General features: G+C 54.4%; 26 protein-coding genes. 6 read left to right on the forward strand and 20 right to left on the reverse strand.

Annotated features, from left to right (window positions below):
- Position 1: 1 nt before the first annotated feature.
- The 6 genes from ACFO9Q_RS17715 to ACFO9Q_RS17740 all read right to left on the reverse strand — a co-directional run bounded on the left by ACFO9Q_RS17715 (position 2) and on the right by ACFO9Q_RS17740 (position 4060).
- Complete coding sequence (locus ACFO9Q_RS17715) at positions 2–970, reverse strand: M14 family metallopeptidase (protein WP_379184475.1); 969 nt, start codon at positions 968–970, stop codon at positions 2–4.
- Positions 971–1106: 136 nt separating this feature from the next.
- Positions 1107–1916: a glutamate racemase gene (gene racE / locus ACFO9Q_RS17720; protein ID WP_379184477.1), complete on the reverse strand. Its 810-nt coding sequence runs from the start codon at positions 1914–1916 to the stop codon at positions 1107–1109.
- Positions 1917–2110: 194 nt separating this feature from the next.
- Positions 2111–2521: a YtxH domain-containing protein gene (locus ACFO9Q_RS17725; protein WP_379184479.1), complete on the reverse strand. Its 411-nt coding sequence runs from the start codon at positions 2519–2521 to the stop codon at positions 2111–2113.
- Positions 2518–3021, reverse strand: a complete 504-nt coding sequence (locus ACFO9Q_RS17730) for a hypothetical protein (RefSeq protein ID WP_379184481.1) — start codon at positions 3019–3021, stop codon at positions 2518–2520. Before ACFO9Q_RS17730 ends, ACFO9Q_RS17725 begins: the two co-directional genes overlap by 4 nt.
- A 195-nt stretch (positions 3022–3216) precedes the next feature.
- On the reverse strand, positions 3217–3639 hold the full coding sequence (locus tag ACFO9Q_RS17735; RefSeq protein ID WP_379184483.1) for a DUF86 domain-containing protein: 423 nt from the start codon (positions 3637–3639) through the stop codon (positions 3217–3219).
- 133 nt (positions 3640–3772) lie between these two features.
- Positions 3773–4060: a Dabb family protein gene (locus ACFO9Q_RS17740; protein WP_379184485.1), complete on the reverse strand. Its 288-nt coding sequence runs from the start codon at positions 4058–4060 to the stop codon at positions 3773–3775.
- A 120-nt stretch (positions 4061–4180) separates the two neighbouring features.
- Between ACFO9Q_RS17740 and ACFO9Q_RS17745 the strand changes: the two genes are divergently transcribed.
- On the forward strand, positions 4181–4438 hold the full coding sequence (locus tag ACFO9Q_RS17745) for a hypothetical protein (RefSeq protein WP_379184487.1): 258 nt from the start codon (positions 4181–4183) through the stop codon (positions 4436–4438).
- Positions 4439–4505: 67 nt separating this feature from the next.
- On the opposite strand, the gene ACFO9Q_RS17750 is transcribed toward ACFO9Q_RS17745, so the two are convergent.
- From ACFO9Q_RS17750 to ACFO9Q_RS17760, 3 genes are all read right to left on the reverse strand, one after another.
- Entirely contained in the window at positions 4506–4904 is a 399-nt protein-coding gene (locus tag ACFO9Q_RS17750) for a cytochrome C oxidase subunit II (protein ID WP_379184489.1), read from the reverse strand.
- A gap of 136 nt (positions 4905–5040) precedes the next feature.
- The gene (locus ACFO9Q_RS17755; protein WP_379184491.1) at positions 5041–5454 is read right to left on the reverse strand and encodes a hypothetical protein; all 414 of its coding nucleotides are present in this window, start codon (positions 5452–5454) and stop codon (positions 5041–5043) included.
- Positions 5455–5535: 81 nt separating this feature from the next.
- The gene (locus tag ACFO9Q_RS17760; protein ID WP_379184493.1) at positions 5536–5937 is read right to left on the reverse strand and encodes a phage holin family protein; all 402 of its coding nucleotides are present in this window, start codon (positions 5935–5937) and stop codon (positions 5536–5538) included.
- 70 nt (positions 5938–6007) lie between these two features.
- On the opposite strand from ACFO9Q_RS17760, the gene ACFO9Q_RS17765 reads away from it, so the two are divergent.
- The 4 genes from ACFO9Q_RS17765 (at position 6008) to ACFO9Q_RS17780 (ending at position 10185) form a co-directional block, all read left to right on the forward strand.
- Positions 6008–7021, forward strand: coding sequence for a potassium channel protein (locus ACFO9Q_RS17765; RefSeq protein ID WP_379184495.1), 1014 nt, complete (start codon positions 6008–6010; stop codon positions 7019–7021).
- A 117-nt stretch (positions 7022–7138) separates the two neighbouring features.
- A complete protein-coding gene (locus ACFO9Q_RS17770) occupies positions 7139–8137 on the forward strand; it encodes a Gfo/Idh/MocA family protein (protein WP_379184497.1) in 999 nt (332 codons plus the stop codon).
- Positions 8134–9081, forward strand: a complete 948-nt coding sequence (locus tag ACFO9Q_RS17775; protein ID WP_379184499.1) for an AraC family transcriptional regulator — start codon at positions 8134–8136, stop codon at positions 9079–9081. The genes ACFO9Q_RS17770 and ACFO9Q_RS17775 overlap by 4 nt, the downstream gene beginning before the upstream one ends.
- An 18-nt stretch (positions 9082–9099) precedes the next feature.
- On the forward strand, positions 9100–10185 hold the full coding sequence (locus ACFO9Q_RS17780; RefSeq protein ID WP_379184501.1) for a Gfo/Idh/MocA family protein: 1086 nt from the start codon (positions 9100–9102) through the stop codon (positions 10183–10185).
- Between the two features lie 125 nt (positions 10186–10310).
- Here the strand turns inward: ACFO9Q_RS17780 and ACFO9Q_RS17785 are convergent, their stop codons facing one another.
- A complete protein-coding gene (locus tag ACFO9Q_RS17785; protein ID WP_379184503.1) occupies positions 10311–11213 on the reverse strand; it encodes a helix-turn-helix domain-containing protein in 903 nt (300 codons plus the stop codon).
- A 141-nt stretch (positions 11214–11354) separates the two neighbouring features.
- Here ACFO9Q_RS17785 and ACFO9Q_RS17790 point away from each other — a divergent pair, with 141 nt between their 5' ends.
- Positions 11355–12377, forward strand: coding sequence for a Gfo/Idh/MocA family protein (locus tag ACFO9Q_RS17790; protein ID WP_379184505.1), 1023 nt, complete (start codon positions 11355–11357; stop codon positions 12375–12377).
- A gap of 513 nt (positions 12378–12890) precedes the next feature.
- On the opposite strand, the gene ACFO9Q_RS17795 is transcribed toward ACFO9Q_RS17790, so the two are convergent.
- The 10 genes from ACFO9Q_RS17795 to ACFO9Q_RS17840 all read right to left on the reverse strand — a co-directional run bounded on the left by ACFO9Q_RS17795 (position 12891) and on the right by ACFO9Q_RS17840 (position 23661).
- A complete protein-coding gene (locus ACFO9Q_RS17795) occupies positions 12891–13283 on the reverse strand; it encodes a hypothetical protein (RefSeq protein ID WP_379184507.1) in 393 nt (130 codons plus the stop codon).
- Positions 13280–13993, reverse strand: a complete 714-nt coding sequence (locus ACFO9Q_RS17800; protein ID WP_379184509.1) for a FadR/GntR family transcriptional regulator — start codon at positions 13991–13993, stop codon at positions 13280–13282. The genes ACFO9Q_RS17795 and ACFO9Q_RS17800 overlap by 4 nt, the downstream gene beginning before the upstream one ends.
- Positions 13994–14251: 258 nt before the next feature.
- Positions 14252–15049, reverse strand: coding sequence for a LutC/YkgG family protein (locus tag ACFO9Q_RS17805; protein WP_379184511.1), 798 nt, complete (start codon positions 15047–15049; stop codon positions 14252–14254).
- A complete protein-coding gene (locus ACFO9Q_RS17810) occupies positions 15036–16559 on the reverse strand; it encodes a LutB/LldF family L-lactate oxidation iron-sulfur protein (protein ID WP_379184513.1) in 1524 nt (507 codons plus the stop codon). The genes ACFO9Q_RS17805 and ACFO9Q_RS17810 overlap by 14 nt, the downstream gene beginning before the upstream one ends.
- Positions 16556–17284 carry a (Fe-S)-binding protein gene (locus tag ACFO9Q_RS17815; protein WP_379184515.1) on the reverse strand — a complete coding sequence of 243 codons (729 nt, stop codon included), beginning with the start codon at positions 17282–17284 and terminating at the stop codon, positions 16556–16558. The genes ACFO9Q_RS17810 and ACFO9Q_RS17815 overlap by 4 nt, the downstream gene beginning before the upstream one ends.
- A gap of 291 nt (positions 17285–17575) precedes the next feature.
- Entirely contained in the window at positions 17576–18331 is a 756-nt protein-coding gene (locus ACFO9Q_RS17820; protein ID WP_379184517.1) for a DeoR/GlpR family DNA-binding transcription regulator, read from the reverse strand.
- Positions 18332–18405: 74 nt separating this feature from the next.
- Positions 18406–19872 carry a rhamnulokinase gene (locus tag ACFO9Q_RS17825; RefSeq protein ID WP_379184519.1) on the reverse strand — a complete coding sequence of 489 codons (1467 nt, stop codon included), beginning with the start codon at positions 19870–19872 and terminating at the stop codon, positions 18406–18408.
- A gap of 22 nt (positions 19873–19894) precedes the next feature.
- The gene (gene rhaA, locus ACFO9Q_RS17830) at positions 19895–21157 is read right to left on the reverse strand and encodes an L-rhamnose isomerase (protein ID WP_379184521.1); all 1263 of its coding nucleotides are present in this window, start codon (positions 21155–21157) and stop codon (positions 19895–19897) included.
- A gap of 25 nt (positions 21158–21182) precedes the next feature.
- A complete protein-coding gene (locus tag ACFO9Q_RS17835) occupies positions 21183–21563 on the reverse strand; it encodes a sensory rhodopsin transducer (RefSeq protein ID WP_379184523.1) in 381 nt (126 codons plus the stop codon).
- A 28-nt stretch (positions 21564–21591) separates the two neighbouring features.
- Positions 21592–23661, reverse strand: coding sequence for a bifunctional aldolase/short-chain dehydrogenase (locus ACFO9Q_RS17840; RefSeq protein WP_379184525.1), 2070 nt, complete (start codon positions 23659–23661; stop codon positions 21592–21594).
- Positions 23662–23958: the final 297 nt, after the last annotated feature.

The raw sequence follows: 23958 nt of genomic DNA on the forward strand, positions 1-23958 counted from the left end.
ATTATACCATATTGTCCCCGCGATGACAGCGGAGCACCTCTACGAGCAGAGCCTGCACTTCATCATAGATCTCTTCGAAGCGGCTGAGAGAGAGCGGATTCACGCCATATCCCGCTTCGACGGTGAAGCCAGGCTTCCTGAACTGCTGGATGAACCAATCCTTGTAGCCGGCATCGCTTCCAGTCAGCTTGACGGGCTTGTAGCCGCTGACATTACCCAACCTGCGGGCAAGGCTCTCCGCTTCCGGAGGCTCGCAGTCCCGGTAATTCCAGTAGATCTCCTGCCCTTGGGTATGGAGAGCGACGACGAGCTCGAACGGTATCGTTCGCGTTAACGCCGCAAGGGATTGCGCTTCCGGTTCGCTGAGAGGCGACTCCCCTGGATAGTCACGCGGGCCCGGCCCTTCGGTTCCCCGGCGGCGGCACTCCTCCTCCCAATGAGCAGGGAACTGGTCATTGAGATCCACTCCCCGTGCATTAGCCTTCCACCTGCGGAACTGTGCCGACCCATAATTCCATTGCAGCAGCTGCTCATAGTAAGGGTGATGCTCCTGCAGCCCGTCCACGACCAGTTCAACCCCGTCGGGATTGACCATGGGCACGGCCCACAGCGTTACTTCCTCGTATAACTCCTTCACGCTCGTACCGCGCAGCTTGCCCCCCTGTGTATAAGCTTGACCTAAGTCCTCGAGGAACCGCATCAGGAGGAGCGAAGTGATCCATTCATTGGCGTGGCAAGCCGCATTCACATGAATCGCCCGGCTGCCCCTGCCGAAGGTGACGGCCCATAGCTTCTTGCCAAGCACGCTTCTGCCGATTGATCGCATCTCTAAGCAAGGATAGTACTGCTGCAGCTGCCGCAGATTCCGGCTAAGCTCAGCAGGTCCGTAAGCTGCTGCTTCGACCATTCCAGCAGCCTGCCCCCCTTCCAGCCTGCGGCTGGAAGTTGCTTGATCGTTCATGAGATTCATAGCTGCCATCCTCCCTATTCCCTACAGTTCCTATCACTGTATGCAGGAAGCAGGTCGCTCCATGACAACAATAGAGCAGCCGAATTCCTCCTTAGGAATTCGGCTGCTCTCGTCTTAAGCTTGGCAGGTCTCCTGCTTATCCGATCTTCGGAACTTGCCATACGACAGGAGTAAGCTCGATCTGCTCACCCAGCCATTGCTGTGCGATCGACTTGAACATGGTAGGCTGTCCGCTGCAGAAGAACTGGTGGACGGGAAGCTCATCTCCACGTGACAGCTTGCCCTCATTATGAAGAATCGCGCTAATCTCCCTTGCCGTCTCATCCGCCGAGCTGATTAGCATCACCTGCGGTCCCATCACTTCGGATATTAAGTCCACTAGGAATGGATAATGGGTACAGCCAAGGATAAGGGTATCGAGTGAGTAGCTCCTCATATGTCCGATGGACTGATAGACCGCTTCACGGGTCTCGTTCGATCTGAAGTTGCCCTGCTCGACTAATGGAACGAACAGCGGACATGCTTCACTGATGACACGTACATGGGGATTAAGCTGACGCAAGGCCTGCTCATAGGCGCCGCTGCGAATCGTCCCCTCTGTTCCAATTACACCAATCTGACCTGTAGTGGAACGGCCAATGGCTGCCCGAGCACCAGGGTTAATGACTCCAATGACAGGAATGTTCAGCCGAGAACGAATATCCTCCAGAGCAACCGCTGTCGCTGTGTTGCAAGCGATGACAATCATTTTCGGTCCGAATTGAACAAGATAATCGACGATCTCACGGGTAAATCGAACAACTTCCTCAGCCGGCCTTGGTCCGTAAGGCGTACGTTCTGTATCCCCGAAATAAATAATTTTCTCACGCGGCAGTTGGCGCATGACTTCTCTAGCGACTGTAAGCCCGCCTACGCCTGAATCTAGTATCGCAATCGGTTGCTGCACAAACACACCGCTTTCCTTAAGCAAATTTCTCCAGCTTCGACCAAAATAGCATATGAACATAGGTTCGAAAAGGTACCTACATCTTAACGCAATTAGGGACAAGGTTCAAGAAACGGGTGCTTGCCATACAAGGCACAAAGCCGAGCTGCACCCCAAAAGGATTCAGCCCGGCTTGTTATCAACCAGCATGCAGCTTATCTATTAATGGATTGAAGCTCTCTGTCTACCGCAGCTTCCTTCGCTTCCACAATCTGCGGCAGCTCGGATGCCTCCTGCAGTTGAATCTCTTCATCTTGTTCAGGCTTCACAGCCTCACGCCAGCCCTTCACACTCTCCGCCACGCTGCCTGCTGCATCCTTAGCTCTGCCAGCAAGATGAACGGCTCTCTCGCTCACTTCCTTCGCTATTCGGCTGCTCGCAGCACGAGCTTCTCCTGCTATCCTTGTCGTCGTCTCACGAGCCTTGCCTGTCGTGTCTGCCAGATCCTGACGAAGCTCCTTGCCCGCCTTAGGCGCTAACAGCAGCGCCGTTACAGAACCAATAATTCCTCCAGCCAATGCGCCTAACAGAAAGCCGGTCGACTTGTTACGGTTAGCCATCATCATTCGCTCCCTTCATTCCTTCTGCTATTAGATTGCCCTTCACCCTGTGAACTCCATTCGGAGGAACGGGAGACGGCCCCTGATGCTTGCCGGCGAGCATGCCATAGCTGCCATGCAGCAATTCCAAGCTCAGCCCAATCCATCGTCTCCTCGAGCTTAGCGACAGATCGTTCGGAGTACTTGGCTGCTGCCTTCGAGATCGCACCGGTTACATGATGAACAGCTGAGGTCGTATGCTCAATGGCTTCACCTATCTGACCCGCTGCATCGAACAACCTTCCCGTAGCTCCGAGCTGACGGCTTGCCGCCTGCAGCGTCTGACTGGCAGGAACGAGGACCGCTCTCACCTCAGCCGCAAGCCCCATTAGCTCTTGCCCAAGCTCATCCACACCTGCCTGCATGGTGGTCAGCTTGTTCATCGCTCCTCTAATGCCCAGCAGTACGCCGATGACAAGGATAACTACGGCTGCTGCAATCACTGCGGCGCTCCATGCTGCAATCATGTGCCATTCCTCCTGCCTTCCTGAATGGATTACCCGGGCTAACGCCCAGTTCGTACTGACAGTATAAGCAGCATGGGCTTGTCTTGACACAACCGAAGCATATATTTCTATCTCTCCTGACACGATAATACGAAAAAGGTGTTGATCCCCTGCCTATAAGGAAGGTTATCAACACCTAATCAACACCTGTAACGACTATTCCAGCTCTCTCGCAAGGTAAGCTTCTACTGCCTGCTTGAAGGACAGCAGCCGCTTCGGAAGCTCCAGTGAGAGGGGATGCAGCTCACTCCGTGGCCATTCGTAATAATCTTGAACGAGCGGCTTGCGCAGCTTAACGAGCTGCAGCAGCATAGGAAGCTCTTCCGCTGAGAAGACTCCCTCTGAAGCAATAATATCTATAATGTCCTCGTAGCTGCTCGCATCCCGCATGATGAATCCGTCAATGAGGAAGCTTCCAACATCTGTGACGGTCTCCAGAGCCAGATGCAGCGCCCTCTCCTGAGCCAGACCCTCAAGCAGCGTTCCTTGCCAGCTAGCGCTGATCATATCCAGCGCTGCTGCAAGCTCCGGCAGCACCTGCAGCCTTACAGCCAGCTGTTCTTGATTTACATAGTACATGCTATTTTCCTGCTTTCACATTCTTCTTCTTGGCCTTGCGCTTCAGCCAGGCAACCATGACTATGCTGCTAATAATGACAACCAGCAGATAAGTCAGCATCTCATATACGTCACGCATGAACTTCTTCTCCTTCTAACTTACGTAATCAACGCTGACTGAAGCCTCGCGTACTTGGCTCATATGCTCGATTACTTTCTTATGAACCGGATGTACCTGGTAAGCTTCAAGAGCTTCCATCGATTCGAACTTCGTCACGAGAGCAATATCATAAGAGCGCTCGGAGTGCAGGACATCTATTCCTACTTCAATGGACTTCAGTTCTTCAATCTGGCCTTCCATGTCGCGAAGAACCTGTGCTGTGCGTGCTACACTCTCCGCGCTCCCATCCTTTAGCTTGAAGCATACGATATGAGTAATCATGTCCTAGTCTCCCCTTATCATGAGATGCTTGTCCGAATGACGAGCACCCTTTTGTCACATAATAACCTAAGCTGTCGCATTAGAGCAATCTTCTCATAGACCAAGGAGGTCGGCAACGACATGCGCTATACCGTAACCATTGCAGCAGCCCTGTTCGGGCTTGCCCTCTGTCTCTATAATTACACAGGCTACGACCCCCATAACTTCGTCTTCTTCATGTTCAGCATCCCCGCCTGGATTGCGGACTTATTCGTAGATATTCATGAGGTTAGCGTCCTCTGGATGTACGTATTGACCGTCATCAGCTATGCTCTAATTGGTTATATTGCCGATCGCTTCATTGCAGCGAACCGCAGACGGGCAAGGAACGAGGCCTGATCATGCGAATATCGGCAAAAAAAAAGGAGCCTAATCGGCTCCTTCCTCGTCTATGTTGACCTCTTGTCTAGGCCGCTTCGACTACAAGCTTCGCCTTCATTGTCGTATGTCCAGCACCGCATGGAATGGAGCAGACCATCTCATATACCTTGCCGGCTTGCTCCGGCTTAATCTCGATATCTACTTGATTAGCCTCTGCCGTCAGTTCAACGCCTAAGTCTTGAATAGCAAGGCCATGAATGCCGCTCGTGTTCTTAAGCACCATTCTTACCGTCTCGCCGGCCTTCACCTTATATTCCTCTTGGTCAAATACGAAGTCATTGGAAGCTTCTACCTTAAGCAAGGTAGTGCCTTCAGGAAGCGCTGCTGACTCATCAACGGGCTTCTCTGGCAGACCTGCTGTCAGCAGGTACACCGCTAGCAGCGATGCTGCTGAAAAAACGATAAACATAATCCACTTTTGCATAACTACGTGCTCCCCTTTACGATCAAAATGTCTATTTTCTATATTACATAAGATCGTCCAGAGTTCTCAACCTTAAACTGCAGAATGATGGAAATTTTTTTGGCTTATATGACAAAACCATGAACATTGTATGAACTTATGGAGACAAAAACTGCTTCAGCAGCCGCTCCGATTCCGCTCGTACGAATGACCACAGCATAAAGAAACGGTGATGGTAGCCTCGGCATATATACTGGGCTCCGAGCCCTTCCGTACCCCGCTCCTCCTCATATACCTTAATTCCTGCCTCGCGGAACTGCCTGCGGATAGCCGCCAGCTCAAGCAGCACTCGATCCTGGATACCTCGCAGAATCGACTCGTACAATCTAGGAAGCTTCATAGAAGCTGAGCCCATTGCCCGGATATCATGGTCCAGAATTCTCATGACGATGCCCAGCAGCATATACCGCTTCACAAGCGCAAGCTCTTCCTCCGTCTGAATGGGCGGGTGTCCGGATGAACCCTCCTTATTCTTAACCGCAGTTAAGCTCTCTTCCTTGCTAGTGGCCATAGCCGACCCTCCATAACAGAACATTTGTTCTTATTATAACGGGAGGCGGCTCGTCCATGCAAGTTAAATTCCGCCAAGGCACTAATCTCTATTCTTATCTTGCAGAACCTCAATCATCCGGCGCAGCTGCTCGGGCAGCGGCAGACCCAGCCTCCCGTAATTCTCGGTGATGGAGATTAATTCGTTAGCAATATAGAAGTAGATGGCTGCGCCCATCGTCATATTGTTCGACACGTCCAGCAATATATCAATGCGATGGGCAACCAGTATGACTAGCAGCATCAGCCCCTTGCGTGCAATGCCCCATGCCCCGAAGGAACTGTTCAGCCCCTTCCCCTCCTTAATGGAGGCAGCGACCCCCGTGACATAGTCCGTACCCATAGCTACCATCAGGAACGTCATAGACTCCATCCACATACCGAATGCAAATGTAATCATGGAACCGAAAAATGCGGATGCGGCACCAATAAAAAAGAACGGCAAAACACTCACTCCTTCCTATCATAATCTGATATATTGTATGCAAATAGAAGTAGGAATGGGAGGATAAGATGTGCATTTTCTAATACGCTTGTCCCACAAGCTGCTGCGGCAGAGCACCTATCTGCTGCTCATTAACACCGTGCTGCTCGTTGCCGTAAGCTCGACCGCTGCTTATCTCCTCGAGCCGGATACGTTCGGCAATTGGTTCAATGCGATGTGGTGGGTAATGACGACAATCGCTACGGTCGGCTACGGTGATTACTATCCGGTGACACCAGCGGGCAAGGGACTGGCCATGCTGCTCTATGTGTTCGGGATCGGCCTGCTCAGTCTACTAATTGGCAAGATTATTGATGCCGCTGCCGAGCTGCAGCGAAGAAGGGGGTCAGGCAAGTTGAAGTACGGAGGGCAAGGACATATTATCGTAATCAATTGGAGCACGAAGACGAAGCTGGCAGTGGAAGAGATACTCTCCTCTTCCTCACAAGCAGACATCCTTATTATTGATCATGGCGAGAAGCATCCCTTTGATCATCCAAGAGTACATTTTGTGAGCGGCGATGCTGCCTCAGAGGACGTATTGGAGCAAGCCAGCATCACGACAGCCAGCTCGGCTATTATTTTCGCAGATGGGAGCATCGATGATTCCTCGCTCGTAGACGGCAAGTCGCTCCTCATCGCCTCATCTGTTGAGCGAGCAGCCCCGAACGTACATACGACAGTAGAGATTATGCTGGAGAAGCATATTCCGAGCTTCCGGCATGTGCAGGTGAATGACTTCATTCTCTCACATGATGCGGTGTCGAGGCTCGCGGTACGGTCAGCGCTGGGTGAGGGCAACAATGACCTTATTCATCAACTGCTCAGCCGCCAGCATGGCTATGAGGTCATCGAGGTGAATATAGAGCCCGGCTGGAGCACATACAGAGAGGCCTTCGATGCTCTCCTGAAGCAGGGAGCGACCCTCATCGCCGACCGGAGCGATATGGGAATCAACAGCCGTCTTGATGACGCGATCCCGGAGGATGCCAGGCTGTACGTCCTTGCCGATCCACTGCGCTACTTCCCAACGAAGAATCGATAATATCATGTCGTAATTTCTGAATTCTGTTGTCACTTAATTATAATATTAATACCTACGAGATTATGTTACTTTATAGTCATGTCGTATTATTGAAGCCTAGAGAGGAAGATTATATTCATGATTAAGGTAGCGATGTTAAGCTTCTGGCACGTACACGCAGGTGATTATGCAAGAGAAGCGAACGAGCATCCAGGCACTGAGATTGTCGCAATCTGGGATGAGCTCGCTGACCGCGGACAGAGAGAAGCGAAGGAACGCGGTGTCCGTTATTATGAGTCGCTTGATGAGCTGCTGGCGAATGATGAGATCAACGGCGTCATCGTCGATACGCCGACGAATCTTCATCATGAAGTGATGATTAAGGCAGCTAGAGCTGGCAAGCATATTTTCACCGAGAAGGTTGTTGCGGCTACGCTCCGTGAAGCGAATGAGATCCTTGCAGCGGTTAATGAAGCGGGCGTGAAGCTGACGGTATCCCTGCCGCGCTTGAATCATGGATATACGCTTGCGGTGAAGGACGTGCTGGATAAGAAGCTGCTAGGCAACCTGACACAAGTTCGAGTGAGGCTGTCCCATAACGGCGCGCTTGCCGGCTGGCTGCCTGAGCACTTCTACAATGCTGAGCAATGCCAAGGCGGAGCCCTGATCGATCTTGGATGCCATCCGATGTACTTGACTCGTCTGTTCCTCGGTGAGCCTGTAAGCGTTACAGCTAACTATGGATATGTGACAGGCAAGGAAGTGGAAGACAATGCGGTTGCTGTCCTTCGCTATGAGAACGGCGCTGTAGGCGTCGTGGAAGCTGGCTTCGTAACGGCTCATTCACCATTCGCCATTGAGATTCACGGGACCGAAGGCTCCCTGCTGTACGGCACGCCAGAGGATAAGCTGCTCGTTCGCAGCAACCTAATTGAAGCAAGCTCCCAAGGCTGGGTGGAGCTGCCTGTACCAGACTCCATTCCAGGCGCATTCGATCAGTGGGTGAACCATGTGAACGACAATACGACAGGGGATGACAATATTGCGCTGGCGCTTGAGCTCACGCGTCTGATGGAAGCCGCGAATCTGTCTGCGAAGCATGGACGCGCTGTGAACTTGAACGAACTGGAAGCATGAAGCCGAAGATAGCGGCCGCAGGATTGTCTATTATGGAAGATCGGCCGGCTGCGCTTGACCGGCTCGACCTCTCCTTCCGCTGGGGCAGATTCGGCATCCGCATTCTCCACTGCCATCTGACCTCCTTCCCCCCTGGACGGATGGTCGGATTCCACAAGCATTCGGAGTATGAATTCCACTTCATTCCGAGCGGCAAGGGCAAGGTTATCATCGAGAAGCAAGAGTACAGCCTGGAGGCGGGCATGTTCTATCTGACGGGTCCAGGCGTCCTCCACTATCAAGAGGCTGATAGCGAAGTAGCTATGGATGAGCTGTGTCTGCATGTGGATATCGTCGAGCTGGAGGAAGCTCTTGGCTCTGATGATCAAGCTAGGGAGAACTGGGGGCAAGGGGCCGAGTATCGTGAGGCGGAGCTGTGTATGACAGGCCTTCGTGAGATGCCGCTGCATCCGGCCGAAGACCTCCATCATGCGATGGATTACTTCGTCTTCGCTTACCGCGCTTGGCTTCAGAACGATCCGGCATTCTACTCCGCCTACCGCCATGCGGTTATTCAGATTATGAGCCGGGCGGTCAGAGCCTACAAGCCGAATGAAGCTGAGCTTCCGCTCCCCGAGCGCGATATGGGCCACCACCGCTATCAGATGGCTACCCAATATATCCAGGACAACTACACCGATGCACTTACGCTGGAGAGCGTCGCGGAACGGATTCAAGTGAGCGGCCGGCAGCTTCAGCGTATTTTCCGAGAATGCGGCGGACTGTCCTTCAGTGAGTATATGGAGTCGATTCGGCTCGCCCATGTATGCAGCCATCTAAGGCGGACGAATGAACCGATCGAGGAGATCGCCCTGCAGCACGGCTATACCAGCGGCAACTATCTGTATTATGTGTTCAAAAAAAAGCTAGGCCTTACCCCGAAGCAGTATCGAGAGATGAAGTAGCAACCAGGAGGTCATATCGTGTCAGACATCATTAGAGTGGGAATTATCGGCAGCGGAGGCATCGCCCGAGCGCATGCGGCAGCTTACAAGACAATGATTGGCGTGGAGATTGTCGCCGTCGCCGACGTCGTGCCAGGAAGAGCCAAGCAATTCATCGAGCAGGAGCAGCTCGGATTCGCCTTAGCGTTCGAGGATCATCGGAAGCTGCTCGAGCTTGACCTGGACGGAGTCAGTGTATGTACGCCTAACTTCGCCCATTACGAGACGTCGGTCGATGCCTTGAACGCCGGGAAGCATGTGCTCGTGGAGAAGCCGATGTCCGTCACTCTGGAGCAAGCGGTAGATATGGTCGCTGCGTCGCAGCAGAGTGACCGCATGCTGTCTGTCGGCTTCCAGCCTCGCTATGACCCTAATATGAAGACGATTCGGGACCTCGTGCAGACGGGCCAGCTCGGCAAGGTCTACTTCGTGGAGACGGGCGGCGGGAGAAGACGCGGCATGCCTGGAGGAACCTTCATCCGCCAAGAGCTGGCCGGTGCCGGTGCGATGGCCGATATTGGCTGCTACTCTCTGGATATGGCGCTCAGCGCGCTCGGCTATCCGAAGCCGCTGACGGTGTCGGCCTATACGTCCAACTACTTCGGTACGAATCCGAAGTATCATAGCGAAGCCGACAAGTTCAATGTAGAGGACTTCGGTGTCGCGATGATTCGATTAGAGGGCGACATCGTCCTGAACTATAAGATCTCGTGGGCGATGCATATGGATACGCTCGGAGCTACGATGTTCCTCGGTACGGATGCTGGACTGAAGATTACTCCGGCAGGCAGCGGGCCTTGGAGCGGCGTATGGGATGGCAGCGTGGGCAGCATTACCCTGTTCCATGATGTGCTCGGCCATCATACAGAGAGCCCGATCCCCGTTGCTCAGCACGGAATCAACCTGTTCGAAGCGAAGGTGCATGACTTCGTCGCTGCCATTAGGGACGGTAAGCCCGCCCCTATACCTGGAGCGGATATTCTGTACAACCAAGCGATTATCGACGGGGTGCTGCGCTCAGCTGCGAGCCGCCGCGAGGTCGAGATTCATATTCCTGAGCTATAGGGATAGAGCAAATTCCTGAGGGATAGGGATAGAGCAAATTCCTGAAGGATAGGGATAGAGCAAGAGGGCTAAGCCATGCTGCATGGCTTAGCCCTCTTTTGACTTCAATTAATAGCTATGGCCGCTTACTCTGGCACACATGTCCCTCTTCTTACTTGTGAAGGCGGTATTCCCTTGAACTGCTTGAACATCTTCGTGAAGTAATTCGGATTGCCGCAGCCCACCTGCTCCGCGATCTCCGTAATGGTGTGGTCGCTCTCCACCAGCAGCCTCTCCGCCGCTAGCATGCGATGCCGATTCACGAATTCAATGAAGGTGCTGCCGGTCAACTTCTTGAAGCTTTTGCAAAAGTGATAAGGGTTCATGTTCACCATCTTCGCCGCTTCCCCAATCGTCAGCTTGTCAGCATAGCGGCTCTCCACGTAACGAATTAATGGCTTGAACCGGTCGCTGTTCTTAGCAAAGGCGGCTCTGGAGGCAATCCCCCTGCTCTCCGGCAGGAATTGTCTGGACAGCTGAGTCAAGAGCAGATAGAGATAGGTTCTGACAGCAATCTGGTACGCTCTCTTCTTCGCTTCGAACTCTGAGATGGCTTGCTCCAGAATGTGGCGAGCGGCTCCGCTGGAGAGATCGGCTGCTGGCAGCTTGACCGGGAAGTGCGTGGATCCCTCTAGGTATGGCATCATATACTCAGCATGCACGGGATCTGGTGTGATCGGGCTGAGCAAGGATGGATTGAAGACGACGGACACATATTCAATTGCCGCGTTGCTGGTGCTGTAGCCGACATGCAGGCCGCCTGCCGGAACGATGAGGATATCGCCTGGGACAGCATCATAGGGCTGGCTGTCGATGTGGAACACCGCTTCTCCAGCGACCATCAGGATGAGCTCGAAGTGCTCATGCCAGTGCAGCCCCAAGATGCAGCCGTCCTTGCGTCCCTCCGGGCCGCTGTTGCGGAATACATTGACCGGGTAGTGACTGTCCATTAGCTTAGTCATCTCGTGAAGCTCTTGAGGATAGGTCATATCATGCCTCCTGGTAGGGTCGGACTGCTGCACAAGATTGCACTGGTATTGCCCAAGATTGTATAGAGATTAAGGGCTTACATGGCGATATAATGGGCTTGTAGCACTTATCATATACCAACATAGGAGTGATTCTCAACCATGAGCAAGTACAAGGCAGCAATCGCAGGATGCGGCGGGATGGCGAATACATGGGTGGAATATGCACTGCAGCATGAGGATATCGAGATTGTGGCGCTGATTGATATTAAGAAGGAATTCGCAGAGGCGATGGCGGCTAGACACGGGATCTCGTGTGCAGCTTATGAAGATGTTGCCGAGGCGATTGAGCAATCGGGAGCGAACGTCGTATTCGACGTAACGATTCCGGCCAGCCACTTCAAGGTGAGCTCTACTGCCATGAGATTAGGCTGTCACGTGATGGGCGAGAAGCCCATGTCTGAATCGATTGCCGAGGCGCAAGAGCTCATCCGGATATCCGATGAGACCGGCAAGTCTCACTCCATTATGCAGAATAGACGGTATATCGCTCACATTAGAGCGCTTCGCGAGCTGATTGCGTTGGAGCAGATCGGCCGCGTCGGCTATGTCGGAGCTGACTTCTTCATCGGCGCACACTTCGGCGGCTTCCGCGATCTCATGGACAGCCCGCTAGTGCTTGATATGGCTATCCACACCTTCGATCAAGCAAGATTCATCACAGGAGCGGACCCGGTATCCGTCTACTGCCATGAGTTCAACCCTCCAGGCTCGTGGTATGCCGGCAATGCGTCTGCGATCTGTATCTTCGAGATGTCTGACGGCTCCGTATTCTGCTACCGGGGATCCTGGTGCGCCGAAGGGGCTAATACGTCCTGGGAATCAAGCTGGAGAATTCAAGGCGAGCGAGGCACCGCGATATGGGACGGTCATGAAGCCCCTTATGCCGAGGTGGTGAAGGCCGGGCAAGAGGCGAAGTTCAACCTCGAGACGGAGCGGATCGAGGCGCCGTACAGCTGGACTGGCCGATCGGGACATGCCGGCTGCTTGGATGAGATGTTCGCTGCGCTGGCGGAAGGACGGCCCGCCGAGACCGATTCGCGCGACAACATCAAGAGCATGGCCATGGTGCTCGGAGCAATTGAGAGCGCAAGAACAGGCCGGAAGGTGGACTTGAGCGTATAGGCAAGCAGCAGCGGTATTGGGGCTCCTCCAACTAGCTGCTTCCTCGCGTTGCAGCATCACATTCCGATGCTGCAACCTCCAACTAGCTACCTCTGAGCACTGCAGCATCACATTCCGATGCTACAGCCTCCTACTAGCTACCTCCAAGCGCTGCAGCATCACATTCCGATGCTACAACCCCAACTTGCTACCTCTGAGCACTGCAGCATCACATTCCGATGCTACAGCCTCCTACTAGCTAACTTGCTACCTCTGAGGGCTGGAGCATCACGTTCCGATGCTGCAACCCAACTAGCTACCTCCGAGAGCTGCAGCGGCTGCTGCAACGCCAGATTCTGGCGCTATTGCCCTCGGCCCGCCTCATCCGGCTGCTGCAACGCCAGATTCTGGCGCTATTGCCCTCGCCCCGCCCCATCCGGCTGCTGCAACGCCAGATTCTGGCGCTATTGCCCTCGCCCCGCCTCATCCGGCTGCTGCAACGCCAGATTCTGGCGCTATTGCCCTCGGCCCGCCTCATCCGGCTGCTGCAACGCCAGATTCTGGCGCTATTGCCCTCGGCCGGCCCCATCCGGCTGCTGCAGCGCCAGATTCTGGCGCTATTGCCCTCAGCCGGCCCCATCCGGCCGCTGCAGCGCCAGATTCTGGCGCTATTGCCCTCGCCCGGCCCCATCCGGCTGCTGCAACGCCAGATTCTGGCGCTATTGCCCTCGCCCCGCCCCATCCGGCTGCTGCAACGCCAGATTCTGGCGCTATTGCCCTCGGCCAGCCTAATCCGGCTGCTGCAACGCCAGATTCTGGCGCTATTGCCCTCGCCCCGCCTAACCCGGCCGCTGCAACGCCAGATTCTGGCGCTATTGCCCTCGGCCGCTGCACCTTATCCAGCGAGGCTGGACCAGCCCCGCTCACATATACTTCATCAGAATGGTCTCCACATGCTGAAGGTGCTGCCTCATCGTTGCAGCGGCACGCGCCTCGTCACTTGCAAGGACGGCCTCGTAGATCTCGCGATGCTCCTCGTACAGCTGCTGGGCGACGAGTTGATTCGCATAGATCTCGACCCTCCGGACATCGCGTATCGCCGCTTCAGTCTGATTCATGATGGACTCGAACAGATGAGCCATTATGGAGTTATGCGTGCTCTTGGCCAACATGAGGTGGAATTGCAGGTCCGTCCGCTCACCCTCAATATTGTCTCCGACGGAGCTCTCCATCTCATCGACTAATGCCTTCAATGCTGCAATATCCTCATCCGTCCGCTTGCTTGCTGCAATAGCTGCGTTCGACACTTCGAGCGACTGCCGTGCTTCGAGCAGCTCCAGCAGGGTTCGACGATTCATTCGGAGCGACTGAAGCTCCAACTCAGGCAGCACTGAATCACTAACCGACTGACTGATGACACGGCAGCCTCCTCCTTGACGTATCTCAATGAGTCCCATCGCCTTCAGCGCACTAAGCGCCTCTCTTGTTGTTGATCGCCCAACGCCGAATTGCTCCGACATCTCCTTCGTCGATGGCAGCTTATCGCCCACCTTCAGCTTGCCATCTAGGATGAGACTCTTAATTTGCTCGGTAATCTCTTCATAATGATTACGCCTTGTCAGCTTCGTAACTTCCATTCCAGTCGTCCTCTCCAGTTCCTATCTAACCACAATCGAATGATCTAGACGTCGTCAGCTGCTGAAAATAAAGACATATCCCGCCTCTACAGCTCAAATCGCCATCCCCCACGAGCTTGTATAGGCACATTCCTCCTATACAAGCAAGCAAGCCAGCGGGCGTGGTGGCACGCAGTGACACTCCCCCACGGCCCCAGCACCACGCAAGCACCTGCTTGAAATCAAGCTGCGCAGGTGCATTCCTCCTGTCTGCGCTGCTTAACCCACAAGCAGTGCGTATACAATACCAGGTCCATGCACGCCGATCGTCAGATCGTTCTCAATGTCAGAGGAGCGGCTCGGGCCGGTGATGAAGTGAACGCCAGCTGGCAGCTTCTCCCTGCCCCCTTCATCCAGAGGCGCCAAAATCTCGCCCAACCGCGTGACCAGCCGCTCAATCGGAACAATAATAATCAGCACTGTGGGCAGCAGGCTGACCGATCTCCCCTTATCCTTGGAGGACAGCACTGTAACAGAGCCGGTATACGCAGCCGCGTGGTCTGCAACAACGATTCCGAAGTCCGCCTCAGCCGCTCTCGCCTTCCAATCAATGGACGTTCCGCCCCCCTCGTTCCACACCGACACCTCCACCTCTGGCAGCGCAGATTCCAGCTCCAAGCCATCAAGCTCAGACTGATTCTGCCTTATTACATACCTGGCGCCCATCTCTTCAGCCTTGCTTGCAATGAACCCGCGTACCTCATTCCAATCCGCCAGCCTGGCAACATGGCCGCCGACGCTCACAAAGTTAGAGGTGAACTGCTCAATCTTCTCATCCAGCGTCCACTCGAATGACTGCCAGAAGTCCGGTGCTCCTCGATATGGGTGTTCAGGAGCCTCTAACTGCCGCGGCCTCCTTAGCTTCTCGGCAATACCGTTCATGAAGGCTTGCTGCTTCGTGCGAGAAGTCTCTTCCAGCTTAGCAAGCCACTCCCCATGCTGCTTAACAGATGGGTCATGCTGTTCCTCACTTTGCTCCTCACGCTTCACACGTATCTTCCCGTCACCCATGCTCATGTCCGCCTCCAGTACTCCGTCTGTTCACTGCATCCTGCATCAGCTGCTTCATGGCCGGGTCCATCGGCTTCAGCCCTTCACGTATCTCCTGCTCAAGCGTCCCCCACTGCTGGCGAAACGTCTTGTTCGGCAGACTAGGCGTTACCCGATAAGAGTTCCAGCCCTTGAGCGGACCAAGCTTCGTCCGAATCGCGCCATCCCTCACGATCAGCCTCTGCCCCAGCTTACCCAGACGAACCATACTATTCATCACCTTGGCATTGTTCATTACGCTCGCGAAGCCCTGCATACCGAGCCCCTCCAGCTTGTTCCCGTGGCCGCTCTCCACCTTGCGACGGCGAAGATAGACGAGCATATCGTGCAGCGGAATTTTCACCGGGCATGCCTCATAGCAAGCCCCGCATAGGCTGGATGCATTGGCGATATCATCCCACTCCGCAATATTCTTGTTCAAGGACGGGGTCAGCACCGCGCCGATTGGTCCGCTGTACGTGCTTCCGTAAGCATGCCCGCCGATATGGCGGTACACCGGACAAGCATTGAGACAAGCTCCGCAGCGAATGCAATTCAGCAGCTCCTGGAACTCCGGATCGCCGAGCTGCAGCGACCGCCCATTGTCGACAATGATGATATGCATCTCATCCGGTCCGTCCGCATCCTCTGAGCGGCGAGGCCCGGTAATGCCCGACATATACATGGTCAGCTTCTGTCCGGTTGCCGAGCGGGGCAGGAGGGTAGCCATCACTTCGAGGTCGGCCCAGGACGGAATAATCCGTTCCATCCCCATGAGCGTAATCTGCGTTCGGGGAACGGTCGTGACCATTCTGGCGTTCCCTTCATTCTCGAACAGCACCATCGAACCCGTCTCCGCTATTGCGAAGTTGCAGCCCGTCATGCCGATGTCCGCCTCCAGGAACTTCTCCCTTAGCTTCTTACGCACGAAGCCCGCGAGTATGGTCGTATCTGCCTCAAGCGTCTCGCCCGCTTCCTTCGACAGCAGCTCCGCGATCTGATACCGGTTCTTATGAATGGCGGGGATGACGATATGCGATGGCATCTCTCCGGCCAGCTGAATGATATACTCACCCAGATCCGTCTCGATAGCCTCTACCCCGATCGACTCCAGTGCCTGATTAAGATGCAGCTCCTCGGTCACCATCGACTTGGACTTCACCACACTTCTCGCCCCGCACTGCTTCGCAATATCTAGAGAGAGCTGAACAGCCTCCTGAGCCGTCTCGGCAAAATGAACATGAACCCCATTCGCCCTAGCATTATCGACAAATAAGTTCAAATAATAATCAAGATAAGCAATCGTATGCAGTCTAATCTGCTGGCCGCGCTCGCGCCATGCCTCCCAATTGCCATGCTCTTCCGTTGCTCTCTTCTTCCCGCCGCGCAGACGCTCCGTCGTGAACCGAACCGCCTTGCGCAGAAACTCGTCATTCAGCGCCAGATCGGCCCGCTTCTTAACGGTAGATGCCGCAGACTTAGTTCCACCTGCACTCATCGTGCTCCCCCTCCTTCCGCCAGCAGCTCAGCCAGGTGCATCACCCGCACCGGCTTGCTGCGATAATGCAGGTTGCCGGCAATATTCATCAGGCAGGCCATATCAAGTCCAACCAGCACCTCCGCTTCCGTCTCCAGCACGTGATCCACCTTCTCTGTCACCATTGCCCCGGAAATATCGGCCATCTTGACTGCGAATGTGCCGCCGAAGCCGCAGCAGTCCTCCGCCCAAGGCAGAGGAACCAGCTCCAGCCCCCGCACATGCTGCATGAGCTGGAGCGGTTCATCCTTCACCCCCAGGATTCGGCTCCCATGACAGGAGGGATGGTAGGTCACCTTATGGGGAAATATTGCCCCAACATCCTTCACGCCCAACACCCGCACGAGGAACTGAGTGAATTCATAAGACTTCGCCTGTAGCCGCTCAGACCGCTCCAGCATAACCGCATCCTGTTCGAACAGCTTCGGATAATGATGAATCATACCGGTGCAGGACCCAGAGGGAGACAGGACGAAGTCGCTGTCCTCGAACGCATCAAGAATCGTCCTCGCCGATTCGCGCGCCTCCTTCCAGTATCCGCTGTTGTAGGCTGGCTGCCCGCAGCAGGTCTGCACCTTCGGGAAGTGAAGCTCGACTCCGTATTTCGCCAGCACTCTAACCATCGCTTCCCCGACACGGGGATAGATTGCGTCGCTAAGACATGTAATGAATAAGGACACCTTCACCGTTAGCTGCACCTCGCTATTTTTTTCATATGGAAGTACTGATATTATATCAGGTTGTCAGACAAGTTGGATAGTATAAAAAAAAACGGCTCGATCCAGCATTGGCCTGTCGCCGCTCGCCTCACGCCATTCTCCATTCACTGTTCGCCTGCAATCTCGAGCCTAGCCGTCTAAATCCGTCAGCACGAATGAGCAGTAATGTCCGCCAGCTGAGCCGCCAGCACGAATCAGCGTCTGTAATGCCCGCCAGCTGAGCCAGCAGGCAGCCCGGCAGCTATTCCAGCCGCCGCGCTACACCATATGAACCTTAATGCTTCGCTCTCTAAGCTCGCTTGCGACCGCCTCTGGAAGACGACGGTCCGTAATGACCGTATGAACCTGGCTCAGCTCTGCAACATGCGTGAAGGCCTGCATGCCGAACTTGCTGGAATCCACTAGCAGAATCACTTCATCGGCCATGCCGATCATCTTGCTCTTCACTCGTGCCTGCAGCTCGTTCGATTCGCTGATTCCCCGCTCCAGATGAACACCCTTACAGGATAGGAACACCTTATCCACGTGATACGCATCCAGAGAACGCTCGGCGAGCGGACCGACGAAGGACAATGATCGCTGCGCAAGAATGCCGCCGGTCGAGATGACCTCAATCTTCTCCTTGTGGCTTAGTTCAGTTGACACCTTGATAGAGTTGGTCAGCACGGTCAGCGGAATATCCGGCACACTCGAGGCCATGTACCAGGCAGTGGACGAGGCATCCAGCAAGATCCGTTCCTTCGGCGCAATCAGCTTAATTGCAGCCCGTGCGATCCGCTTCTTCTCCTCCGCGCGAATGACTTCCCGCTCCGTATACGGAATCTCTTGCTGCTCCTTCACCGACACCGCTCCGCCATGGGAGCGGCGGAGGCGTCCTGCTTGCTCGAGACGATCAAGATCGCGGCGAATTGTCTCCTCGGTTACTTCACATAGCTCGCTTAGCTCGGATACTCTAATGCTCCCTCTATCCATTACGAGCTGCACGATCTTCTCATAGCGCTCCGCAACCAGCATCCCCTATCATTCCCTTCTTCCCTAGAAGATGCTCAAGAACTGCAGCCGCTAGAGCCGCAGCCTTGAGCCTCTCGTCACAGTCCCGTTACCCGGCAGAATCGCCCATAGGCGTCCTCCCAAGTATCGGAATCCTCTGGTTCATAGACCGTAATCGGGAATGAATCCCGGATGACCCGTCTAGCTTCCCATATATCTGCAAGCTCGCCAGCAGCAATCCACTGAACGACGAGATTGCCAATCGCACTGCCCTCGGCAGGGCCTGCCCATACCGGCTTGCCCAGCGCACCAGCTGTCCACTTACACAGCAGCTGATTATGAATGCCCCCGCCAACCATATGGAGACCTGCGAATGTTTGGCCGGACAGCCGCTCGGTTAACTCGAGCGCATATCGGTATTTTAATGCGAGGCTCTCAATAATGCAACGAACGATCTCACCGATTGAATTCGGCGCAGGCTGCCCAGTCCGGATACAATACTGTTCAATTCGCGGGGTCATCTCTCCTGGATGCAGGAACAAGGGATCATCCGGATCAATATACGCTGCAGCAGGCGGTGCCTGCTCGGCCTCTACGACCAGATCTGCGAAGGAGCTCGCAATGCCTGCTCTCTCCCACTCACGCTTGCATTCCTGCAAGATCCACAGCCCCATAATGTTCTTAATGAGCCGATAGGTGCCGTAAGCGCCGCCTTCATTGGTGAAGTTCAGCTGCTGCGCCAGCTCGCTGATTACCGGCTGTTCCACCTCAGTGCCGACGAGTGACCAGGTGCCGCAGCTGAGGAAGGCGAACGAGCGATCCAGAGCGGGCACAGCCACTACTGCTGAAGCGGTATCATGCTCCGCTACCGCGTATACCTGGGTTGCTGGAATGCCAAGTTCCTCGCTAAGGGAAGCCCGCAGCTCCCCGACTGGTGTCCCAGGCTGCACGACCTCATTGAACCAATCTGGCGACAATCCAAGACGCCCTAGCAGCTCCTCATCCCATCCTCCTGCAACAGGGTTGTACAGCTGTGTAGTCGTGGCGAGCGTGAATTCATTGTATCGCTCACCTGTCAGGAAGTACCGGAGCAGGGCGGGAATCATCAGGAACTGTTCAGCTTCCCGGAGTATAATCGAGCCTGCCCCCTTCATCGCATACAACTGATTGATCGTATTGAAGGGCTGGAATTGAATTCCTGTCCTCCTGTAGATCTCCTCGGCCGGGATGTCTTGCTGCAGCTTCTCGATGACATCGTCAGTCTGACGGTCCCGATAATGATAAGGATTGCCAAGCAGCTCACCTTCCGCGCTGACCATTCCGAAGTCAACGCCCCAGGTGTCGATCCCGACACTCTGAAGCTGAATGCCGGCATGCTTCGCCTTCAGCAGCCCTTGCTTCAGCTCATGGAACAATCGAAGAATATCCCAATGGAGCCTCCCTCCCACCTGCACAGGGTCATTGGGGAATCGATGAAGCTCCTGCAGTACAATCCGGCCTTCTTCCAGACGCCCCAGTATCGCTCGGCCGCTGCTTGCTCCTAAGTCATAAGCTAATCTTGTCACTGGTCAGCACCGTCCCTATCCGCTAAGTCAACCGTCCGGGAAGGACTTGTTGCTCGTAAGCGCGAACCTCAGCGAGCCACTCTTCACGAACAGGCACGCCCATTCTCGCACAATAGTAATCCCATATCGCACCGAATGGATAACTCTTGAATTCCTCAGTCAGTGCAAGCCTTGTCGTATAGTCCCCCTCCAGCTCCGCCTTGCGCAGAGCATCAACCGGGTCAAGCATCGCTCGAAGGAGCGCCTTCAGTGTATTGCGCGTCCCTATGACCCAAGCAGCGACACGGTTGATGCTCGCGTCGAAGAAGTCGAGACCGATATGCGTCTTGTCAAGCAATTCCCCGCGCACCAGCTCTCTGCCAATCTCAATGAGCTCATCATCCAGCGTCACGACATGATCGCTGTCCCATCTCATCGGCCGGCTCACATGCAGCAGGATGCCGCTTGTGAATAAGGCGAGTGAGGAGAGCTTGTTCGAGATCACTTCCGTTGGATGATAATGACCGGCATCCAGACAGATCAGCTTGTCATTCTGGATGCCATAGCCCATATAGAACTCATGGGACCCGACGACATAAGCTTCCGAACCAAGGCCGAACAGCTTGCTCTCTACCGCATCCAGATTGTATGAAGGATTCAGCTCCTCTGCGAACACTTCATCCAATGACTCCTTCAGCCGCAGCCTAGGCGCAATTCGGTCTACAGGATTATCCTTGAATCCGTCTGGAATCCACACATTCGTCACACAAGTCTGTCCAAGCTGTTCACCGAAGTAGGCTCCAATTCGTCTGGCTGCCTTGCAGTGATCGATCCAGAATCGACGAACGTCCGGATCAGGATGACTAAGCGTGAAGCCGTCCTTCGACTTCTCATGGGAGAAGCATGTCGGGTTGAAGTCCAGACCAAGACCTTGCTGCTTCGCCCAGTCCACCCACTTCTCGTAATGTCTCGGTTCCAGCTTGTCAAGCTCTACCTGCTCATCCGTGTCTGCATAGATGGCATGAAGATTCACCTTATGCTTGCCGGGAATAAGAGAGAAGGCCTTCTCCAGATCCCCTCTAAGCTCCTCGGGCGTACGGGCTGCGCCAGGATAGCTGCCTGTGACCGATATCCCCCCTGTAAGCGCCCCATCCTTGTTCAGGAATCCTCTTACATCATCCCCTTGCCAGCAGTGCATGGAGATTCGGATACGCGACAATGCCTCGAGTGCACCTTCCACGTCGATTCCATGCTGGGCGTACAGTTCCTTGGCTGCCTCATAATTGCGAATTAAGCTGTCTCTCATTATAACCGTAGACCTCCCTGTGGGATTACTTCATTGGATAGGCCATAATCGACATCAGGGCATTCTCAGCCTGAGTCGCATCTAGCCGACTGTATTGCACGAGTACAGGAATGCTGCTCACCACTTCCATTGCATAGGGAACGCCGATTGGAATCGGCGTCCCTTCATAGGACAGAGAGCTCGTGCGGATGTGCTTCGTTCGCCTTCCTGGGACGGTGACGGTGATGTTACCCCAAGGATCCTGTTCTTCGTAGAAAATCGTAATCCGAAGCTCGGCTGCCTCAGACGACGTATTCAGCACGCATATGGATTCATGGCTCTCATAGGCACCCGGTGCGCTGTTGACAGGAATGTAGCCATCTGGAATGTACCACAGCTTATGCCCACTTGTACCTGCTACTTCCATCGTCGCTACCCTCTCCTCCGCTTGAATGCTACCTTGTGAATGCGGCAGGTACTCCGCCGTCAATCGTCAACATACAGCCCGTTGTCTTATCCGACTTGGAGGAAGCGAAGAATGCGATTCCCTCGGCTATATCCCGCGGGTAGATATTCACCAGCAGCGTCGTCCGCTTGCGGTAAAATTCCTCGAGCTGATCCGGCTCGATGCCGTAGGCTGCTGCACGCTCATTGCGCCAGCTGCCGTTCCAGATGGCTGAGCCTTGCAGAATTGCATCCGGCAATATCGTATTGACGCGAATGCCGAATTCTCCGCCCTCGGCTGCAATGCAGCGAGCCAGATGAGCTTCGAGCGCTTTGACAGCACTGTAGGCTGACGCATTTTTGCCGGCATAGACGGAATTTTTGGAGCCGATGAACACCATATTGCCCCCGATAGCTTGAGACTTCATCAGCTTGAACGCTTCTCGTGCGACGAGGAAGTAGCCGGTGCCCAGCACATTCATATTCAGATTCCATTCCTTCAGCGACGTCTCATCGAACGGGCTGGAGGTAGCCAGACCTGCATTATTCACAATAATATCGACGCCGCCGAACGCCAGAGCAGTCTGTTCATAAGCCGCTGCAACCTGCTCCTCGCTCGTCACGTCCATCTTCACTGCGATGGCACGGTTGTCCCCATACTTAGCATTAATCTCCGCCGCAACCTTCTCGGCCCCTTCCAGGTTGAGGTCCGCCAGCACCACATGAGCACCTTCGGCTACGAGTCTGCGCGCCGTCTCACTGCCGATGCCGCCAGCACCGCCTGTAATGAAGGCCACCTTCCGAGAGAATTCCACTTCAGCCGGAGCGAGCGACAGCTTGTAGAGCTCAAGAGGCCAATATTCTACATTATAAGACTCGTTCTCAGACAAGGAGACGAACTGACCAAGCGCCGTTGCTCCGCGCATGACGGCAATGGCACGATGGTACAGCGCTCCGCTTACCTTCGACATTGACCAGCTCTTGCCCGTGTTAATCATACCCACGCCAGGAATGAGGATAACCCGCGGCGCCGCTTCGAACATGACATCACCATCATGCTTATTCCGCTCGAAGTAAGCTGCGTACTGCTCCTTATAGGCTGCGATTCCTTCCTTCAGCTTCGACTTCAGTCCTTCGATATCCTCTTCGCTTGGTGTCCAATCTATGAATAAGGGCACAACCTTCGTATGAACGAGATGGTCCGGACAGGCAGCTCCGATCTGAGACAATACAGCTGAATCTGCGCCTCCGGCGAAGGCCAGCACATCGTCACCGTCATCGAAGGTTAGAAGCATCTTCTTCGAATCACTAACTGCTCCTCGGATGGAAGGCATGACAGCTGCAGCGATTCTCCTGCGGGCTTCTGGCCGCAGCGCTTCATGCTTGACGCCTCCGAACAGCTTCTCAGGCTGAACTCTCGCTTCAATGTATGCCTCCGCTTCAGAGATAATCTTAATCGTCTGTGCGTAACAAGCTTCGGACGTATCCCCCCATGTGACGAGGCCGTGCTTCTCCATGAGCACGAGTTCGGCATTGGGATTGTTCCGCACCCCTTGTGCAATCATCTTGGACAGAGTGAATCCGGGACGTACATAAGGAACCCATACGAATCGATTCCCGAAGATCTCCTCTGCAAGCTGTCTTCCGTTATGAGCGCAGCATAGACTTATAATGGCATCGGGGTGCGTATGATCCACATGCTTGAACGGCAGGAACGCATGAAGCAGCGTCTCAATCGATGCTCGCGGATGCTTGGCATCCACCATACACTGGGCCAGATACGCCACCATCTCCTCGTCAGGCATCTCATCCCGCTCGAACAGCGGACGAATATCATCCATTCGAAGTCCAGTGAAGTTGCCCGCCTTCATTGAAGCCAGGTCAGACCCGCTCCCCTTCACATACATAACTTCAACTTCACGCCCGCGGAAGTCTTGAATGACGGTCTTCGTAGACGTATTCCCTCCACCCCAGTTGCAGACGCTGCGGTCCTCTCCGATTCGATTAGAGCGGTACACTAACTGCTCAAGACCACCTTGAAGCTTCGCTGCCGCTTCCTCGTTCCACATACTTTGCACCATGTCTGTCCCTCCGAATAATAGTTTGTTTTTATTTGTTTTGATACTAACACATTTGTTTGTGTTTGAATATCTTTATTTTTGTCTGTTCATAGGCATGAAAAAAGAACCGCGGCTACGCGGTTCCATGAGGGTGTATTATTGGTCTCCACATCTATGTCAGATTCCTGATGATCTCTGATGATTCTGTGTGATCTCCGTCTAATCTTCCGTCTGATCTCTGTCTGAACTCTGCCTAATATGCGCCTGATCTCTGTGTGATCTCCGCCAGATCTCTGACTGCTTATCCAACACCGACTG

This window comes from Paenibacillus sp. GCM10023252 (assembly GCF_042653305.1).
GTDB lineage: Bacteria > Bacillota > Bacilli > Paenibacillales > Paenibacillaceae > Pristimantibacillus.

Excerpts from the sequence above, each read along its gene's own strand:
- ACFO9Q_RS17715 (WP_379184475.1), bottom strand. The coding sequence starts at position 970 with ATGAATCTCATGAACGATCAAGCAACTTCCAGCCGCAGGCTGGAAGGG.
- ACFO9Q_RS17725 (WP_379184479.1), bottom strand. The coding sequence starts at position 2,521 with ATGATGATGGCTAACCGTAACAAGTCGACCGGCTTTCTGTTAGGCGCA.
- ACFO9Q_RS17730 (WP_379184481.1), bottom strand. The coding sequence starts at position 3,021 with ATGATTGCAGCATGGAGCGCCGCAGTGATTGCAGCAGCCGTAGTTATC.
- ACFO9Q_RS17735 (WP_379184483.1), bottom strand. The coding sequence starts at position 3,639 with ATGTACTATGTAAATCAAGAACAGCTGGCTGTAAGGCTGCAGGTGCTG.
- ACFO9Q_RS17740 (WP_379184485.1), bottom strand. The coding sequence starts at position 4,060 with ATGATTACTCATATCGTATGCTTCAAGCTAAAGGATGGGAGCGCGGAG.
- ACFO9Q_RS17745 (WP_379184487.1), top strand. The coding sequence starts at position 4,181 with ATGCGCTATACCGTAACCATTGCAGCAGCCCTGTTCGGGCTTGCCCTC.
- ACFO9Q_RS17750 (WP_379184489.1), bottom strand. The coding sequence starts at position 4,904 with ATGCAAAAGTGGATTATGTTTATCGTTTTTTCAGCAGCATCGCTGCTA.
- ACFO9Q_RS17755 (WP_379184491.1), bottom strand. The coding sequence starts at position 5,454 with ATGGCCACTAGCAAGGAAGAGAGCTTAACTGCGGTTAAGAATAAGGAG.
- ACFO9Q_RS17770 (WP_379184497.1), top strand. The coding sequence starts at position 7,139 with ATGATTAAGGTAGCGATGTTAAGCTTCTGGCACGTACACGCAGGTGAT.
- ACFO9Q_RS17775 (WP_379184499.1), top strand. The coding sequence starts at position 8,134 with ATGAAGCCGAAGATAGCGGCCGCAGGATTGTCTATTATGGAAGATCGG.
- ACFO9Q_RS17785 (WP_379184503.1), bottom strand. The coding sequence starts at position 11,213 with ATGACCTATCCTCAAGAGCTTCACGAGATGACTAAGCTAATGGACAGT.
- ACFO9Q_RS17790 (WP_379184505.1), top strand. The coding sequence starts at position 11,355 with ATGAGCAAGTACAAGGCAGCAATCGCAGGATGCGGCGGGATGGCGAAT.
- ACFO9Q_RS17800 (WP_379184509.1), bottom strand. The coding sequence starts at position 13,993 with ATGGAAGTTACGAAGCTGACAAGGCGTAATCATTATGAAGAGATTACC.
- ACFO9Q_RS17805 (WP_379184511.1), bottom strand. The coding sequence starts at position 15,049 with ATGAGCATGGGTGACGGGAAGATACGTGTGAAGCGTGAGGAGCAAAGT.
- ACFO9Q_RS17810 (WP_379184513.1), bottom strand. The coding sequence starts at position 16,559 with ATGAGTGCAGGTGGAACTAAGTCTGCGGCATCTACCGTTAAGAAGCGG.
- ACFO9Q_RS17820 (WP_379184517.1), bottom strand. The coding sequence starts at position 18,331 with ATGCTGGTTGCGGAGCGCTATGAGAAGATCGTGCAGCTCGTAATGGAT.
- rhaA (WP_379184521.1), bottom strand. The coding sequence starts at position 21,157 with ATGAGAGACAGCTTAATTCGCAATTATGAGGCAGCCAAGGAACTGTAC.
- ACFO9Q_RS17835 (WP_379184523.1), bottom strand. The coding sequence starts at position 21,563 with ATGGAAGTAGCAGGTACAAGTGGGCATAAGCTGTGGTACATTCCAGAT.
- ACFO9Q_RS17840 (WP_379184525.1), bottom strand. The coding sequence starts at position 23,661 with ATGGTGCAAAGTATGTGGAACGAGGAAGCGGCAGCGAAGCTTCAAGGT.